This is a genomic window from Streptomyces sp. NPDC029296, assembly GCF_055569255.1.
The window spans coordinates 59,407-74,048 of record NZ_JBVHXT010000010.1 but is presented as its reverse complement, the minus strand read 5'-3'; the positions used below and the strand labels follow the sequence as shown (position 1 = coordinate 74,048).

At 70.7% G+C, this 14,642-nt stretch carries 12 protein-coding genes and 3 pseudogenes; 12 read left to right on the top strand and 3 right to left on the bottom strand.

What is annotated here, in order from left to right; all coding sequences use genetic code 11:
• Positions 1-83: 83 nt before the first annotated feature.
• The 7 genes from ACZ4W9_RS11195 (at position 84) to ACZ4W9_RS11165 (ending at position 7,813) form a co-directional block, all read left to right on the top strand.
• Complete coding sequence (locus tag ACZ4W9_RS11195; RefSeq protein WP_467934793.1) at positions 84-377, top strand: hypothetical protein; 294 nt, start codon at positions 84-86, stop codon at positions 375-377.
• Between the two features lie 263 nt (positions 378-640).
• Positions 641-853 (top strand): hypothetical protein, encoded by a 213-nt coding sequence (locus ACZ4W9_RS11190; protein ID WP_467934792.1) that lies wholly within the window; start codon positions 641-643, stop codon positions 851-853.
• A 456-nt stretch (positions 854-1,309) separates the two neighbouring features.
• A complete protein-coding gene (locus tag ACZ4W9_RS11185; RefSeq protein WP_467934790.1) occupies positions 1,310-3,112 on the top strand; it encodes a hypothetical protein in 1,803 nt (600 codons plus the stop codon).
• Entirely contained in the window at positions 3,105-4,943 is a 1,839-nt protein-coding gene (locus ACZ4W9_RS11180) for a TOMM precursor leader peptide-binding protein (protein ID WP_467934789.1), read from the top strand. The genes ACZ4W9_RS11185 and ACZ4W9_RS11180 overlap by 8 nt, the downstream gene beginning before the upstream one ends.
• 41 nt (positions 4,944-4,984) lie before the next feature.
• Positions 4,985-6,442, top strand: coding sequence for a nitroreductase family protein (locus ACZ4W9_RS11175; protein WP_467934788.1), 1,458 nt, complete (start codon positions 4,985-4,987; stop codon positions 6,440-6,442).
• 12 nt (positions 6,443-6,454) lie between these two features.
• Positions 6,455-6,595, top strand: a complete 141-nt coding sequence (locus ACZ4W9_RS11170; protein ID WP_467934786.1) for a hypothetical protein — start codon at positions 6,455-6,457, stop codon at positions 6,593-6,595.
• 78 nt (positions 6,596-6,673) lie between these two features.
• A complete protein-coding gene (locus tag ACZ4W9_RS11165) occupies positions 6,674-7,813 on the top strand; it encodes an NAD(P)/FAD-dependent oxidoreductase (protein ID WP_467934785.1) in 1,140 nt (379 codons plus the stop codon).
• Between the two features lie 86 nt (positions 7,814-7,899).
• On the opposite strand, the gene ACZ4W9_RS11160 is transcribed toward ACZ4W9_RS11165, so the two are convergent.
• Both ACZ4W9_RS11160 and ACZ4W9_RS11155 read right to left on the bottom strand, forming a co-directional pair.
• A complete protein-coding gene (locus ACZ4W9_RS11160) occupies positions 7,900-8,703 on the bottom strand; it encodes a DUF3472 domain-containing protein (RefSeq protein ID WP_467934784.1) in 804 nt (267 codons plus the stop codon).
• A 152-nt stretch (positions 8,704-8,855) separates the two neighbouring features.
• The gene (locus tag ACZ4W9_RS11155) at positions 8,856-8,981 is read right to left on the bottom strand and encodes a hypothetical protein (RefSeq protein WP_467934783.1); all 126 of its coding nucleotides are present in this window, start codon (positions 8,979-8,981) and stop codon (positions 8,856-8,858) included.
• Positions 8,982-9,486: 505 nt separating this feature from the next.
• Between ACZ4W9_RS11155 and ACZ4W9_RS11150 the strand changes: the two genes are divergently transcribed.
• Both ACZ4W9_RS11150 and ACZ4W9_RS11145 read left to right on the top strand, forming a co-directional pair.
• Positions 9,487-10,296, top strand: coding sequence for a hypothetical protein (locus tag ACZ4W9_RS11150; protein WP_467934781.1), 810 nt, complete (start codon positions 9,487-9,489; stop codon positions 10,294-10,296).
• Positions 10,297-10,500: 204 nt separating this feature from the next.
• Positions 10,501-10,596, top strand: a pseudogene (locus ACZ4W9_RS11145) (peroxiredoxin); the annotation flags it as partial.
• Between the two features lie 154 nt (positions 10,597-10,750).
• Here ACZ4W9_RS11145 and ACZ4W9_RS11140 read toward each other — a convergent pair.
• Positions 10,751-11,185: a cupin domain-containing protein gene (locus ACZ4W9_RS11140; protein ID WP_467934780.1), complete on the bottom strand. Its 435-nt coding sequence runs from the start codon at positions 11,183-11,185 to the stop codon at positions 10,751-10,753.
• 440 nt (positions 11,186-11,625) lie between these two features.
• On the opposite strand from ACZ4W9_RS11140, the pseudogene ACZ4W9_RS11135 reads away from it, so the two are divergent.
• The 3 genes and pseudogenes from ACZ4W9_RS11135 to ACZ4W9_RS11125 all read left to right on the top strand — a co-directional run.
• Positions 11,626-12,142, top strand: a pseudogene (locus tag ACZ4W9_RS11135) (transposase); the annotation flags it as partial.
• Positions 12,143-12,798: 656 nt separating this feature from the next.
• Positions 12,799-14,475, top strand: a complete 1,677-nt coding sequence (locus ACZ4W9_RS11130; RefSeq protein ID WP_467934779.1) for an NAD(P)/FAD-dependent oxidoreductase — start codon at positions 12,799-12,801, stop codon at positions 14,473-14,475.
• A gap of 4 nt (positions 14,476-14,479) precedes the next feature.
• Positions 14,480-14,607 (top strand): annotated as a pseudogene (locus tag ACZ4W9_RS11125) (IS5/IS1182 family transposase); the annotation flags it as partial.
• Between the last annotated feature and the right edge of the window lie 35 nt (positions 14,608-14,642).

Sequence of the window (14,642 nt, the reverse complement as noted above, 5' to 3'; positions counted from 1 at the left end):
GGCGTACTCATGCTGACTCTTTGCCGAGTTCGCTGACGGCTAGTCAGAACATGGGTCGCCCGGGGTGAGGGAGGGCGGGATCTGTGGTGGCCTCTGGTCAGCAGTGTCATCTGGGCAGGACTGACCGCGTACGGCTTCAGGACCTACCGCCGGATCAGGACAACGACTTTGCCGGCCGTCACCGGCCGTCCGCCTGCCTGACTGCTCCCTCGCCCGGCGCCGTCCTGGGCCGGCCTCTCCTGCCGCTGGAGTCGGTCGACCCGATCCGGATCGCCGGGGGCTACTACCTCCAGCCCGCCGGCCAGGTCGCGGCCAAGCCGTACAAGCTGCTGGTGAAGGATCTGTCCCGCTCGGCGAGGGTGGCTGTCGCGGAATAGACCTGGTCCGGCTGTGAGCGCCTGGGTCTGTTGCGGGTGCGCGACGACGTCCTGGTCCTGCACGCCCTGCACTGGCCCGACGAGATCCGCGTCCCCACCGAGCTCCTGCCCCCGTCCACGGAAGTGCCGGAGGAGGAGATCGCCGGCGCCCTCGCCCTCATGGACGCCATGACCGTCGACGCCTTGGAGGGGCCTGCGTTCACCGCTGCACCGAGGCGCTCGCCCGGATCATCGAGGCGAAACGGGAGGAGGAGTCCCTGCCCGTGGTGGAGGAGCCGGAGTGGCCGGCCCAGGTGCTGGATCTGATGGTCGCCCTGCGGGAGTCGGTGTCCAAGGTCAAGGCCGCCCGCGACGACGCCCGCCCGGCCGACGTGCACGAGCCGCCGCAGCCGAAGAGGAGAACGGCCGCGAAGAAGCAGCCGACCAGGCAGACCGGGGCCGAGAAGACGGCGGGCAGCCGACCGCGCAGCGCCTGAACCCGGCGACGCGGTCCACGACATCGGGGACCGACGCCCTCACAGTGCCTTGGCTCACGGCTGGGCGATGATGCCATGACCTCCGATACGCCGCCAGACGATGTGCTGCGCGCCGCGCACCTTTTCCGGCCGTAGCACCAGGTGGCCCGCCCACCACCGCTCCACGTCAGCTCGTAGGCCCCGGGCACGCGGCGCACACTCTTGATCCGTAACCCCGGGCGGAAGGTGCGGCCGGCGCGCAGGTCGTCGGCGAAGGCGGCCACGGCCTGGCGGAAGCGGCGATGCAAGCGATCACATCGTCACCCGTTCGGCCCCACGTCGGGATGTCACTCATTGAAGTAGGGTGATCGCGCGGTGTGACCAATTGTTTGCTGGTCAGTCTGGTTTCGCCGACTTGGTCATACTCCCTGGAGGCTTCGTGCAGTGGAACGCGCACACGTCGGGGGCGAAGGTGTCATGAAGCCGCGACTGTTGGGGAACGTGCAGTACGTGGACTGTGGCGGTGCCGTGTACGTCCAGGGCGACCACGGCGCTTGCACGCTGACGGGGGAGCACGCCTACGCGTGGTTGTCCCGGTTGGCTCCGCTGCTCACCGGCGAGCACACGCTGGAGGAGTTGACGCGCTCGCTGTCCCCGGAACGCCGGGACATGGTAGCGGGCCTGGTGGCAGCGCTGATGGAACACCGCTTCGTGGTGGACGCGGGTGACGAGGAACCTCACGGGCTGAGCCTGGAGGAGAGGAAGACGTACGCGCCGGAGATCGCTTTCATCCGCTACGGCTTCACCTCCGCGGAGCGGCGTTTCGAGCGGGTGCGCGAAGCCCGGATCCTGCTGGCGGGGTCAGGGCCCGTGCTGACCGCCCTGCTGCGGGCGGGGCTGAACAGCGGGTGGCGCACTGTCCGGGTGATCGATGTCGGTGAGGTGCCCACCGACCCGGCCACCGTGCTCGCGGAGGCCCGCCGCGACGGGGACCAGAAGGTATTCAGCGGTGATCCTCGCGATGTGGACCAGACACGGATCTGGGACGAGACCGATGTGGTACTTCAGGTCCACGACGGCGAGCGCGACGACGCGCTGCTCGACCTGGCCGCTCGGTGCGCCCGGCACCGGATCGCTCTGGGGCAGGTGTGGGTGCGCGACGACGAGGCATGGGTGAGCCGGGTCGGCACGTTCGACGCCGTGTCGTACTGGCGGCGGCTGGGCGGGCTGGGGAGGCCGGTGCGCCGGCCGAGCGGGGAAGGGGAGTGGCTGAGCGGGGCGGTGCCCGACGTGCTGGCCGCCCGCGTGGCGCTGTCGTGCTTCGAGCGCCTCACCGGCATGGCCCCGGCTCCGGCGCGACAGGAATTGGCACGCGTGGACCTGCGCACCCTGGACACCCGCAGCCACCTGGTCCAGCCCTGCGCGTGGGCTGCCGGTCCCGGGCCCTCGCTGTCCGATGTCGCCGCGTGTGAGCCGGTCGCGGCCGAGGACCTGCTGGAGCGCGTGGCCGACTACGTGGACGCGCGTACCGGTGTGCTCGGGCTGCTCGATGAGCAGGACCTGGCGCAGATGCCGTGGGCGGTGTGCCGGGCGACCGTGTCTGACCCGCTCGGAGCTCTGCCCGCAGGGTCGCCGACCGCGTCGGTGATCGGGTGGGGCGGTGACCGCGGCAGCGCCCGGCTGCGCACTGTTCTGGCGGCGCTGTCGAGCTACCAGGCGCTGGCCGCTGCCGGATCGGCGTGCTCCCCCTATGTGGCTCCTGTCGGTGTGGCAGCCGGGCTGTCGTGGCCCCAAGCGGTCGCTGCGGGACTGGCGCAGCAGTGCGAAGCGGTGTTGCGCCAGGTGAGTGTGGCGAAGTTCCCGACGGTCACCCCGCTGCCCGACGCCCAGGTCGCGCACCTGGTCGAGCTGCTGGAAACCGCAGGCGAGCGGGTGCGACTCCACGACATGGGCGGGGTGCTCGGCGTTCCCGCCTACGCCGTGGCCGGGGCGGCGCCCGCGTGTGCGTCGACTCCGGTGGCCGCGATGCGCTCCGCGCTGGAGCGCGCCCTGCTGGCCTGGCAGTCGCGCACCGAGCGGCAGTCCGACTACGCCGACGTCCCCGCGCGCTGGGCCGGCGAGGACTGCACCGACCCCGAGAGCGCCGAAGCCTTCGCCAAGGAGATGACCGCGGCACTCGCCCGGGCGGGCCGCGTACCACGCGTGCGACCACTGGCATGCGACCCGGAGGTCGTCCGGTTGCTGCCCTTCACCGTGCACGTGGCGGTGGACGGTGGCTGACGGACTGCTCGGCTCCGGCCCCCTGTACACCGCGCTGCACGGGACGGACGTACCCGCGGGCGTGCGGGTGGTGGCCACCGATACCGACGCCCCCGAGCTGTACGCCCGCGTCCGTGCGCACCGGGGTTCCTGGCTGCCGGTGCGGGCGGAACCCGGCTGGTTACTCGTCGGCCCGGTCGTACGGGCAGGCGAAGCCGGATGCCCGACCTGTGTGAGTCGGCGCCGTGAGGCCAACCACCCCCACGCCGAGGCGCTGCGGGAACTGCGCAAGAGTCCCCGACCGAACGGGGGCGTGGCAGGCCTGCTCCCGGTGGTGGGGGCCCTGGCCGCCGCCCTGGTGAGCCACGAACTGCAGTCCGGGTTCGCCCGCACTTCGGGTGCCCTGCTGCGCGTGTCGCTCACCACCGGCACCGTCATCCGCCACCGGGTGCTGGCCGACCCGCTGTGCCCCGACTGCGGGACGCCGCCGCAAGCGCGCCCCGCGAAGGTGCGGATCGAGACGGCGCCCAAGCCGGACCCGAACCGGTACCGCGTCCGCGCCCTCAAGGACAGCCTGCATGAGGTGTACGTGGACGCCGAGACCGGGTTGTTCAGTGCCGTGGCGGTGGGGGAGGGGGGTGCGGTGCCGTGGGCGGTGGCCTGGCGCGGTCACCCCGGCAGCGGCGACGACAGCCGTCACGGCTACGGTCGCGCCCGCGACGTGCGCTCGGCCCGCCTGACCGCGATCACCGAGGCGCTCGAACGCCACACCAGCACTCACCCTCACGGCCAAGGCACGGTGCGAGCCCGCTACGCCGACATCGCCCAAGATGCCCTGGACCCGCGCACGCTCGGCCTGTATCCCGATGACCGCTACGACGAGCCGGGGTTCCGCTTCCGCCCCTTCGACTCCCGGCAGGAGGCGGACTGGGTCTGGGGCTATTCCTTCCGGACCGAGCGGCCCGTTCTCGTGCCCTCCACCTACGCCTACTCCGGCACCGCCACACGCGATGACCCGGGCTGGGTCTACGAGTGCTCCAACGGCGCCGCCGTGGGCGGATGCCTGACCGAAGCCGTGCTCTACGGCCTGCTGGAGGTGGCCGAACGCGACGCCTTCCTCCTCACCTGGTACGCCCGGCTGGCCGCACCGAAGGTGGACCTCGGTTCCGTCGCCGACCGATGGATCCCGATGACCGCGGCCCAGGTCCGGCACCGCACCGGCTACGAGCTGATGGCCTTCGCGATGCCGATGGAGCAACGCGTACCGGCCTTCTGGGTCCTGGCGCTGGACCGCGAGGGCGGCCCGGGGCGCACGCACGCGCTGTGCGGGGCGGGCGCCCACCTGGACCCGGAGCAGGCGCTGCGCGGGGCCTTCGTGGAACTCTTGGCCTCGCTCGGCCATCCGGCCGATCTGGAGGAAGCGGGACGGCTGCTCAACGACGGCGACCAGGTGCGGCGGATGGAGGACCACGCCACGCTCTACGCCCACCCCGGCGCCTGGTCGCGGTTGGACTTCCTGCCCGTCGACGCGCCCGGCCGCCCCCTGGGCGAGCTCGTCGAGCCCTGGCCGCGCCACCTCGACCTCGCGGACGACCTGGCCGAGCTGATCGACCGCTACCTCGCCACCGGCCTGGACGTGATCACAGTCGACACCACCAGTCCCGAACTGCGGGCGGGCGGCTTCACCGCTGCCAAGGTCATCGTGCCCGGCACCGCATCCATGACGTTCGGCCACCGCTACCGCCGCACCGACGGCCTGCCCCGGCTGCTGTCCGTTCCCCGCCTGCTCGGCCACCGCGATTGCGACCTGCGCATCGACGAGCTCAACCCCTACCCCCACCCGTTCCCATGACCGCGCCCCCGCCCGCACCCGGCCCCAAGGACATCAGCCCCATGCGTAGTGCCGAAGGTGAGGCCACCCGGCGCTTCCTCGCCGCCGTCCGTGATCCGCTGGCGACGCTGGCCGACTGGAGTACGGCCCCACCCCGCTACAAGCACTACCCCCACACCACGCGCACGCGACTGCCCCAGGCAGGCCGCAACGCCTGGAAGGGGGAGGTGCTGTACCACCTGCTGGGCCTGACCCGGCTGGACTGGCAGTACCGCGACCACATGACACCGAACGCCGCGCCCGGGTCCGCGCTCGTCCGGGTCACCCGACCCGTGCCCTCGGGCGGAGCCCTGTACCCGATCGAGGCGTACCTCGCCGACGACACCGCACTGCACCACTACGACACCATCCACCACACCCTGGAAACCCTCCGCGACGGCGACCACCGCAAGCCGCTGCTGCCCGAAGCCGACGCGGAGGCGGTGCTGGTGCTGACAGCGGTCTTCTGGCGCAACGGATTCAAGTACCGCGACTTCTCCTACCGACTGCAGTGCCAGGAAGTCGGTGCGCTGTGCGCCCAGGCTCTCGTCCTGGCCAGGAGGCTGCACCTGAGCGCCTCGGTCCACCTGGAGTTCGACGGCGAACGCACCGACACCCTGCTGGACCTGGACCCGGAAGCCGAAAGCGCACTGGCCGTCATCGCTCTCCGCACCGCCACCCGCCCCGTCCCCGGAACACCACCGCAGCTCGACCGGCCGGCGGCGCGCCCCGCCCAGGCCCCCACCCCCGTCACCGAACTGTTGCCCCACCTCGCCGCGCTGCACGCGGCCGGCAGGAAACCACGGTCCGCCACCCGGCCGCCCGTCCTCCAGGAGCAGCCGCCCCCACCCACCGGTCGCGTGTTCCGCCTGCCCAGCGTCTCTCCCCCGGACCTCGACCAGGGCATCGCCCACCGGTCCTCCCCGCTCCACGGCTACCAGGCGCACCCCCTCACGGTGCAGGACCTGGCCCGCATCCTCACCGCCGCCCTCCCCGACGGCCCTGCGATGACGGACATGTGTCTCTTCGCCCGCAACATCACCGGCGTCAACCCGGGCCTCTACCACTACAACCCCGACCGGCGGCTGATCACCGGCACGGGCCAGGACGACCTGGACACCGACCCGCTGACGCCGCCCACGGTCCACGCACTGCGCGACGCCGCAGCCGCCCTCATCCCCATCGGCGCCCCACTCCTCCACGCGGCGACGCACGGCGATACGGCATACCGCCTGCTGCAGACCGAGACCGGCATGCGCGTCCACCGGGCCTCCCTGGCCGCAGCCGCCCTCGGACTGGCCGCCCGCATCCACTCCGAGGCCACCAACCCGGCCACGGACACGGCCCTCGGCCTGGCCGGCACCCCCTGGCAGTCGCTGAGCTTCCTGCTCATCGGCCGCCCCCACCCAAGCGGGTCGGTGCTCACACGCCGACCGGAGCGGACGGGGCACCGCCCCGACCGTGCACCACACCCACACTAGAGGAGCATCACCATGGAGAAGATCATCAACGACCTCGACTCCCTTCCCGTCGGCGAGATCAAGGTCGTCCCGGTCGGCACCCCCGGAAAGACCGAGACCGTCCGCCCCCGCATCTGCCAATGCATTTGCGGTGGCGGCGGGGAGAAGCGCTGACCGCAGACGACAGCCCAGCAGGCCCGGGACACGTCCCGGGCCTGCCCCACGACACCACGCGTCCCGAGGGAGACCGAGATGTACGACGCCATCGTCGTAGGCGCACGCTGCGCCGGGGCGGCCACCGCTCGACTCCTGGCCCGCGCCGGCCACAAAGTCCTGCTACTGGACCGCGCCGACTTCCCCAGCGACACCCTGTCCACCCAGTACATCCACCAGCCCGGACTCGCCCTACTCCACCGGTGGGGCCTGCTGGACGACGTACTCGCCACGGGCGCTCCCTCACTGACCCGCGTCTCCCTCACCCTCCCCGGCGCCCGCCTCACCGGACCCGCGCCCACCCTGGGACCGATCACCGGAGGCTGCGCCCCCCGCCGCTACGCCTTGGACCACCTCCTGGTACAAGCCGCCGTCGACAGCGGCGCCGAGTTCCGTCCCCGCACCAACGTCGTGGACCTGCGGTGGGAGAACGGAAGGGTCACCGGTGTCCGTCACGGCACCCGGCACGGCCCCACCGCATCGGAACGAGCCCACCTGGTCATCGGCGCCGACGGCCGCAACTCCACCGTGGCCCGCCTCGCCCGCGCACCGTATCTGCGCCAAGACCCCCGGCTCTCCCGCACCTACTACACCTACTGGAGCGCACTCCCCGACCAGGGCCTGCGGACCTATAGCCAGCAGGGAGTGGGCACGGCCTGTGTCCCCACCCAGGACGAGGCCACGCTCATCGCCGTGGCGTTCACCCGCACCCTGTCCGCCGACATCGACGGAGACCGGCAACGGGCTTACCGGCAGATGCTGCGGCGGTCCTCCCCGGAGCTGGACCAACAACTCGCCGGAGCCCGGCAGGAGGACCGCCTCTACTGCTGCGCGGACCAACCCAATTTCTTCCGCCAACCCCACGGGCCGGGGTGGGCACTGGTCGGTGACGCCGCGCACACCAAGGACCCCATCAACGCGCGAGGCATCACCGACGCCTTCACCCAAAGCGACATGCTCGTCGAACAGCTCGACGGCCCACTCGACGACACCGAACAGGTGGAGGCCGCCCTGACCAAGTACGCCCTGCGCCTACGTGCGGAGTTCACCCCAGCCTACGAGGACACCCTGCTCGCAGCGCGCCTGGACATCGACCGGTATCGCGCCCACATGATCGAAAACCAGCACGATCCCACCTTCACCGACGACTGCTTCCGCAGCTTCGCAGGGATGCGCTGACGGACCGTCCGCCGGGGTACGAAGGGCCCGCGCCGAAGCGTGGGCCCTTCGTCCTGTGTGCCGGGGAGGAGCGGCTGCCCGTCAGGTCAGTGGCGTGCGAGGTGTGAGCGGACGGTGTAGCTCCCGGGGGCGGGGGTGGTGACCGTGTAGTCCGACACGTTGGCGCAGGTGTAGATGTCTTTGCCCGGCTCTTTCGTGGCCTTGTGCCGGTACGCCCGGAACTTGAGTGCTTGTCCGTCGGCTTTCACGCTGGTGTAGGAGACGGTCACCGCGGGGATGTCCGCGCAGGTGCGGATGCCGTCGAACTTCTCGATGAACGCGTTGGCCGAGTTCTTGAAGCCGGCGAAGTTCTTCGGGAGGCGCCAGGCTCCGATCGTGCGTACTTTCCCCGTCGCGAGGTCCTTGACCGTGCCGGTGTAGATGGGCCCGGACGTGGTGTGCGTCTTCTTGGCGGTGATGGTGTACTTCCGGCCCGTCACGTATTTCAGATTGTCGATGCCGCAGGTGACACCGTCTTCGTCGTCGGCGCCCTTGTGGCAGTTGGAGCGCAGCGGGGTGGCACCGGCGCCGAAGAAGGAGAAGCGGACGCCTGCCTTGCCGTTGGGGTGCGGCTGGATGCCCGAGTAGAAGCCTTCGCCGTTCTTCTTCGCGTACATGTAGTGCGCGTAGTAGATGTAGTCGGTGGTCAGGGGGGTGCCGACCTTGACCGTGTAGGTGTAGGTGCTGAAGTTCCCCGGGACGGCGAAGTCGAAGTTGATGAAGTGCTGGGGGTTGTCAGCGGGGATCGACCCGGGGACGTCGGCCCACGCGGTGTTCGGGGGCAGGGTGAGAACGGCGGCGGCCGCAGCGGTTGCCGCCAGCCGGGCGCGCCGTGGCAGGGGAAGCTGCACCGGAGTCCTTTCGTGTGTGAGTGCTCCGCGGCAGGGCGCGGGGCATTTCGGGTGCGCTGTTCATGCCGAGCCGCCGCGGCACCCTGCGAGGGAAGTGACCGCATGCCTGACCTCCCTCCTCAAGGCGCCGGGCAGCTCGCTATGCACCGTCGTCAGCAGCCGACGATGGTCAGGCAGAGGAGCGAGGGGACGGTCTCCGCGTCCGGTGCGGACTGCTCCATCTCGCTGATCTGCTCCTCCAGCTCTTCGATGAGGGCATCAAGTTCGACAGTGGGCATGGTTGCCTCCTACGCGATGGGCCGGCGCTGGACTCCCGCGAGAAGCCTGTCCAGGAGTGCGCCCCGGCCGGAACGGACTCTCCGCCACGACAGGAGGTGCCCGCCCACAGGCTGACGAAAGTCGCCCAAATGGTTATATGAGGCGCACAACCGCGCAAAGCCTCAATGAGCTCACGCCGCGCACGCCCAGCCGCATCACGGAATCGGGAATCCGCACGCGTCGCCCGCCCTCAGGCTGCCGACCTGGCAGCACCGCCACAAGGGCAACGGCGACATCGGCAGTGGCCGTTTGAAACGGGCTCGACGACTGACCTTGTGATCGCACCAGGCCCATCGTGGACGCTCTGGCAGGCCGTGCCCGTCAGCGTCAGGCGGTCAGGGCCGGCCCTGTGCCACCCCGCCGCGCGTCGTGGATGTCCATGGGGCCGGCGAGGGAGACATGATGGGGCGACGGAAGTGGCGCGAGAAAGGGTGCGGTGTGCGCGGGTTGGGCTCCGGGGGTGCGATGCACGGCAAGTCACGGTTCGACGACGTGTACATTCAGCCGGACCCGCGCGCCTATTTCACGCGGCTCGCACCACTGGACTACGAGATCCCGCACCATGCCCAGCCGGTGTTCCGGCGACTGGCCGCGGAGCGGGCGGCACACGGTGACGGCCGGGCCGGCGGGCCGGTGGTGCTGGACCTGTGCTGTTCCTACGGCATCAACGCGGCCCTGCTCAACCACGAGGTGACACTCGCGGAGCTGTACGACCGGTACACGTCCGACACCGCCCGCCGGATGACGTCTGCGGAGCTGGCCGCGTGGGACCGCGACTTTTACGCCGAGCGGCGCCGGCCGGACGCGCTGCGGGTGTACGGCCTGGACATCGCCGCCCCGGCGGTGCGCTACGCCGAGGAAGCCGGTCTGCTGGACGCCGGTTTCACCGACGACCTGGAACAGGTGCCGCCCGGCTCCGAGCTGCGCGATGCCCTGGACGAGGTCGGGCTGATCACACTGACGGGCGGCGGCAGCTACATCACCGAGCGGACGTTCGCCGCGCTGCTGGGCAGGGCCCGGCGACCCGTGTGGGTGAGCGCGTTCGTGCTGCGGACCGTGTCGTACGAGCCTGTCGCGCGGACACTGGCCGCACACGGGCTGCACACCACGACGGATGCGTCCCGGACCTACCCACAGCGCCGGTTCACAGACGAGCGGGAGCGCGGGCACGCGATCGAGGCGGTGCGGAGCCTGGGCGGTGACCCGTCGGGACGGGAGGAGGAGGGCCGCTACCACAGCGTGCTCTACACCTCCCGTCCCAGTTCCGCGCGGTAGGCGGTAGGCGGTAGGCGGTAGGCGGTAGGCGGTAGGCGGTTGCGCGTGAGCGGATCACCTTGCACATGAGGCGGCGTGGCCGAGTGGGCGGCGAGCACGCACTCCAGCGCCGCCCCGCGCCGCAGCTGCGGCCATACGGTCGTGTCGGACCCGGACGAACCGGCGGGTCCTGGTCCGCTGGCGGGCATGAGTGAGGATCGACCTAAGCGCGTCACCTCCGTGATCGGCGAGGACCGTACCGTCCTGGAGGTCGTCCGCAGCGAACTGCGCATGAACACCCACGCCGACCGGGCCCTCGCCCCCGCACCCAGGCGCTTCTCCGACTGGCCCGCCAGCGGATCAACGTGCTGTTCGCGATGCTCCGCGACGGCACCTTCTACGAACCCCGAACCCCACGCCTCGCTTGACGAAAGACATAGAGGCACCCCCCGCGCCCGTCAGGGCTGAGCGGGAGTCACTGGAACGGGCAGCCCGGGTTCGGGGCGTCCTCGGAGAGCGGGGAGCCGTGCGGCAGCACGTACAGCAGCTCCAGGACCACCGGGGTGTCGCCCAGATTCCGGCCGATGTGGACGTAGCCGGGGCCGACCGCTTCCCGGAACGTCCCGCCGGGGCCGTACACGCCGTCCGACCGGCACGTGGCATCGAAGTGGCTGAGGGTGCCCTGCCGCACCACGCCGTGCACCGGGCCGTCGTGGTAGTGCCAGCCGGTGGCCTGACCGGGCGGGATCGTGGCCTCCCGCAGGATGTAATCGGTGCCGTCGATGGTGGTCTGGGCGATGAGCCGGGACGTGAGGCCGGGCCCCGGCGGGGTGGCCCCGGCGGAGCCGCAGGTCAGGAGGGCGGCGACGGTGACGACGCCGGTCACGGCAGTACGGAATGCGGTGCGCATGCGAGCCTCCGGGGCATGGGCGGATACCGGCGCAAACATACCGGTAACCGGCTCCTGGGGGCGGAATGTTCGCATCCGGATGGTCGCCGGGGTCCCTGCTGTGCTATAGGGCTCCGTCCCCGCCGGTGCCGGCGGCCACCAGGGCCGGCGTGCGGCCGGTGCGCACCGAGCGGGCCCGCCGGGGATCGCGCGTGCCGTGCTCGGACCGGGCCGGCCCCTTGCGCACCAGCAGCGAAGGCCCGGACGCCTGGTCCGGGCCTTGCTTCTCGAGTGTTCTCGCGAATCGAACGCCAGCGGCCAGGCGCGGACGGCCCGACCACGGAGCCGAACTGGCCCTGAGAAGACACAGGGTGAGGCGTCGTCCTCGCCGAACAGCGGTACCCGCGCCACGTCGACGTCCGTGTGGATGCGGTGCGGCCGGACAGGATGCCTCCACCGTCCGGCGCGGACACACACCCCTCATCCGGGTGCGGGGACGCTCCCGGCGCCGCTTCTCCATCGCGGCCCTGGCCTGCTACAAGCCGGGCGAACGCTCACGCCTGATCTACCGGCCCAAGCGGCACGTCGATCACAAGCGGGGCGGCAGACGCAGTTCCACCTGGACGGACTACCGCGACCTGCTCGTCGCCGCCCATCAGCAGCTCGATGCCCCCATCGTGCTCGTCCGGGACAACCTGAACGTCACAAGGACGACCGGTTGAGAGCGTTCATCGATACTCACGACTGGATCACCCGCTACTTCCTGCTGGCCTGTGCACCCGGCCTCAACCCGGTCGAGGGCCTCTGGTCACTGCTACGACGCAGCAGCCAGGCCAACACCGCCTTCACCGACCCCGACCACCTGATGCGCACTCTTCGGCATGGCCTCCGCCAGATCCAATACCGCGGCACCTCATCGACGGATGCCTCGCCGAAACTGGCCTCACCTTGACGACATCACACCAACAAGCTCAGTAGCCGGCGCCATGGGGCCGCACCTCACCAGCCAGCCAGCACGGGGCCCCACGGGCATCCCAGCACCGTAGGGAATGAGCAGGGGTGACACTAGGTGACGACAAGTCAGGTTTCCTTCTCGGTGACGGCCGAAACCCTGGACGGAAAGTGATCCAGAACCACGGTTCACCCTCCGCCGATATCCCAGCACCGTCCCAGCAGGGGAACCCCACCCAGCACCATGCAGCTCAGGCGCTTCCCACTCCGGCTGCATCAAGGTGCGGAGAGCTGCGGTCCGGCCCGGCGTTCCTGCGTTCCTCCAGGCCGATCCAGGTACCGGTACAGCCCTGCCGTGTACTCTCCGGCAAGGCCACGTTCGTGCCGAGGGCCAGGTATCCAGACAGACACCGCGCACGGTGGAGACGTCGACAGCACAGTGAAGACGCCGATGAGGCCGGGCAGCAGTTGCCTCTCTCGGTGCGCCGTCCCCTGATCGGGTGGGGATCCGCGCGCCTCCGTGCCGGTTGTGTCGCGGACAGTGATCTTGGGTCGAGGTCGCCCGCTTCTGGTGGCCGCACTGGCGGCGTGGCAGTGCCCTGGCACCCCGCCGTCGCCCGTCCTCGATATGCGCCCGCACCGGCGGGCTGCGCTGCCCCGACCGCGATGATGAGGGAGCTGTGATGCCCGGCACCACCGACCGACGCGCCACCGTTGTGGTGGCAGGCGCAGACCGCTGGTCGGCGCAGGACCTGGCCGAACGGATCGAGCGCTATTTCGTCGATGCCTACGAGGTGCTGAGCGCGGCTACACGTGGTGAGGCCGAGCAGGTACTGGGGGGCGCCGCGTCGGCCGGACGGCGTGTCGCGGCCGTGGTGGCGGCGGAGGACCTGCCCGACGGATCGGGCCTGGACCTGCTGCGGGAGACCGGCGCTGTTCCGCCGGCCGGGCGCCTGCTGCTGTCCGACCGCGGCGCCCGGGCCGGCGGTGAGGGCCAGGACGGCATCCAGGTGCTGCCCGCCCGTCCGGACGAGGACGACCTGTGGCCGCGGCTGGAACGGATGCTCTACGACACGGCCCCCGAGGATCAGCAGAAAGTACTGGTCAAAGGCGACCGCCGCGATGCCGCCGTGTACCGCGTGGTCCGCTTCTTGCTGCTCAACCACGTCCCGTTCGCCGTCGACGACGTCCCCGTGGCGCCAGCGGGTGTCATCGTGCGGATCGATGGGAAAGAGCTGGAGAACCCGCGGCTGATCACCCTGGCCGAGGCACTGCACCTGACCGGGTACAGCGGCGGCACCGACTACGACGTGGTTGTGGTCGGCGGCGGGCCGGCGGGGCTGACCGCGGCGATCAACCATGCCGGCCTGTTCGGCCACAAGGTGCTGATCGTCGAGAACGAGGCGCCCGGTGGCGCGGCCGGCACCGCCGTCAACGTCATCGACAACCACTTCGGCTTCCCCGATGGCATCGCCGCCGGTGAGCTGGCCCAGCGAGGACTTCGCCAGGCGCTGAACATGGGAGTGGAGTGGCTCCCCGCCTGCCGGGCCGAGAGTCTGATGACGCCGGAGGACCGCGATGCCGGCGACGGGCGGCCCCCGCTCAGGCGGCTGCGGGTGACAGCGCGACACGACGACGGCCGGCAGGTCGCACTGAGCGCTGCTGCCGTGGTGTTGGCCTGCGGAGTGGCCGCCCGCCGCCAGGGCGGGAAGCACGAGCTGGAGTACGAGGGTCGCGGCGTCTACTACATGGCCCTGCCCGCGGACGCCTGGCAGGTCTCCAAGGACGACTCGATCGTGGTCGTCGGTGCCGGCGACACCGCGGGTCGCGCCGCGCTGATGTTCGCGGAGAAGTCCACCAAGGTCACCCTGCTCGTCCGCGGCACCCTCGAAGGCTCTGTGATGCTGCAGCATCTGAAAGACCGAATCAAGCAGTCCAACATCGTGGTCCGCGAGGAGACTGAGATCGACGAGTACGTGGGCACGAAGGGGCGGCTCACCGACGTGCGGCTGCGGACGGCCAACAAGCCCGTGGAGAAACTGCCGGTGAACGCGGTCTACGTGCTGATCGGCGCCGACCCGGACACCAAATGGCTGGAGGGCACCGGCGTCCAGCTGACCCATGGGTACGTGGTCACGGGTACCGACGTTGGCCCGAAGGTGCCGTCCTACGCCACGAGCGTGCCGGGGGTCTTCGCCGCCGGAGACGTGCGGTACCGCGGCGTGCGCCGCATCGCCACGGCCGCGGGAGAGGGAGCGGCGGCCGCGCTGGCCGTCCACAACTACTTCACCGGCCGCGCCAAACTACTGCAGATGGACGGCGACACGTCCAACGCGGCGCTGAGCGCCTACTACGCCTGACCGGGCCCGGACTCCCGTCGAACGCGGTAATGGGGGCGGCTGAAGTCCTGGCGGATCTTCCGCAGGTCACGCATCAGCCCCGAGCGCATTACCGTCATCGCCAAGGCCGTCCTCACTCTCGAGAGGCAACGCTGCAAAGGCTCACTGATTACACCCGAACGGTGGAT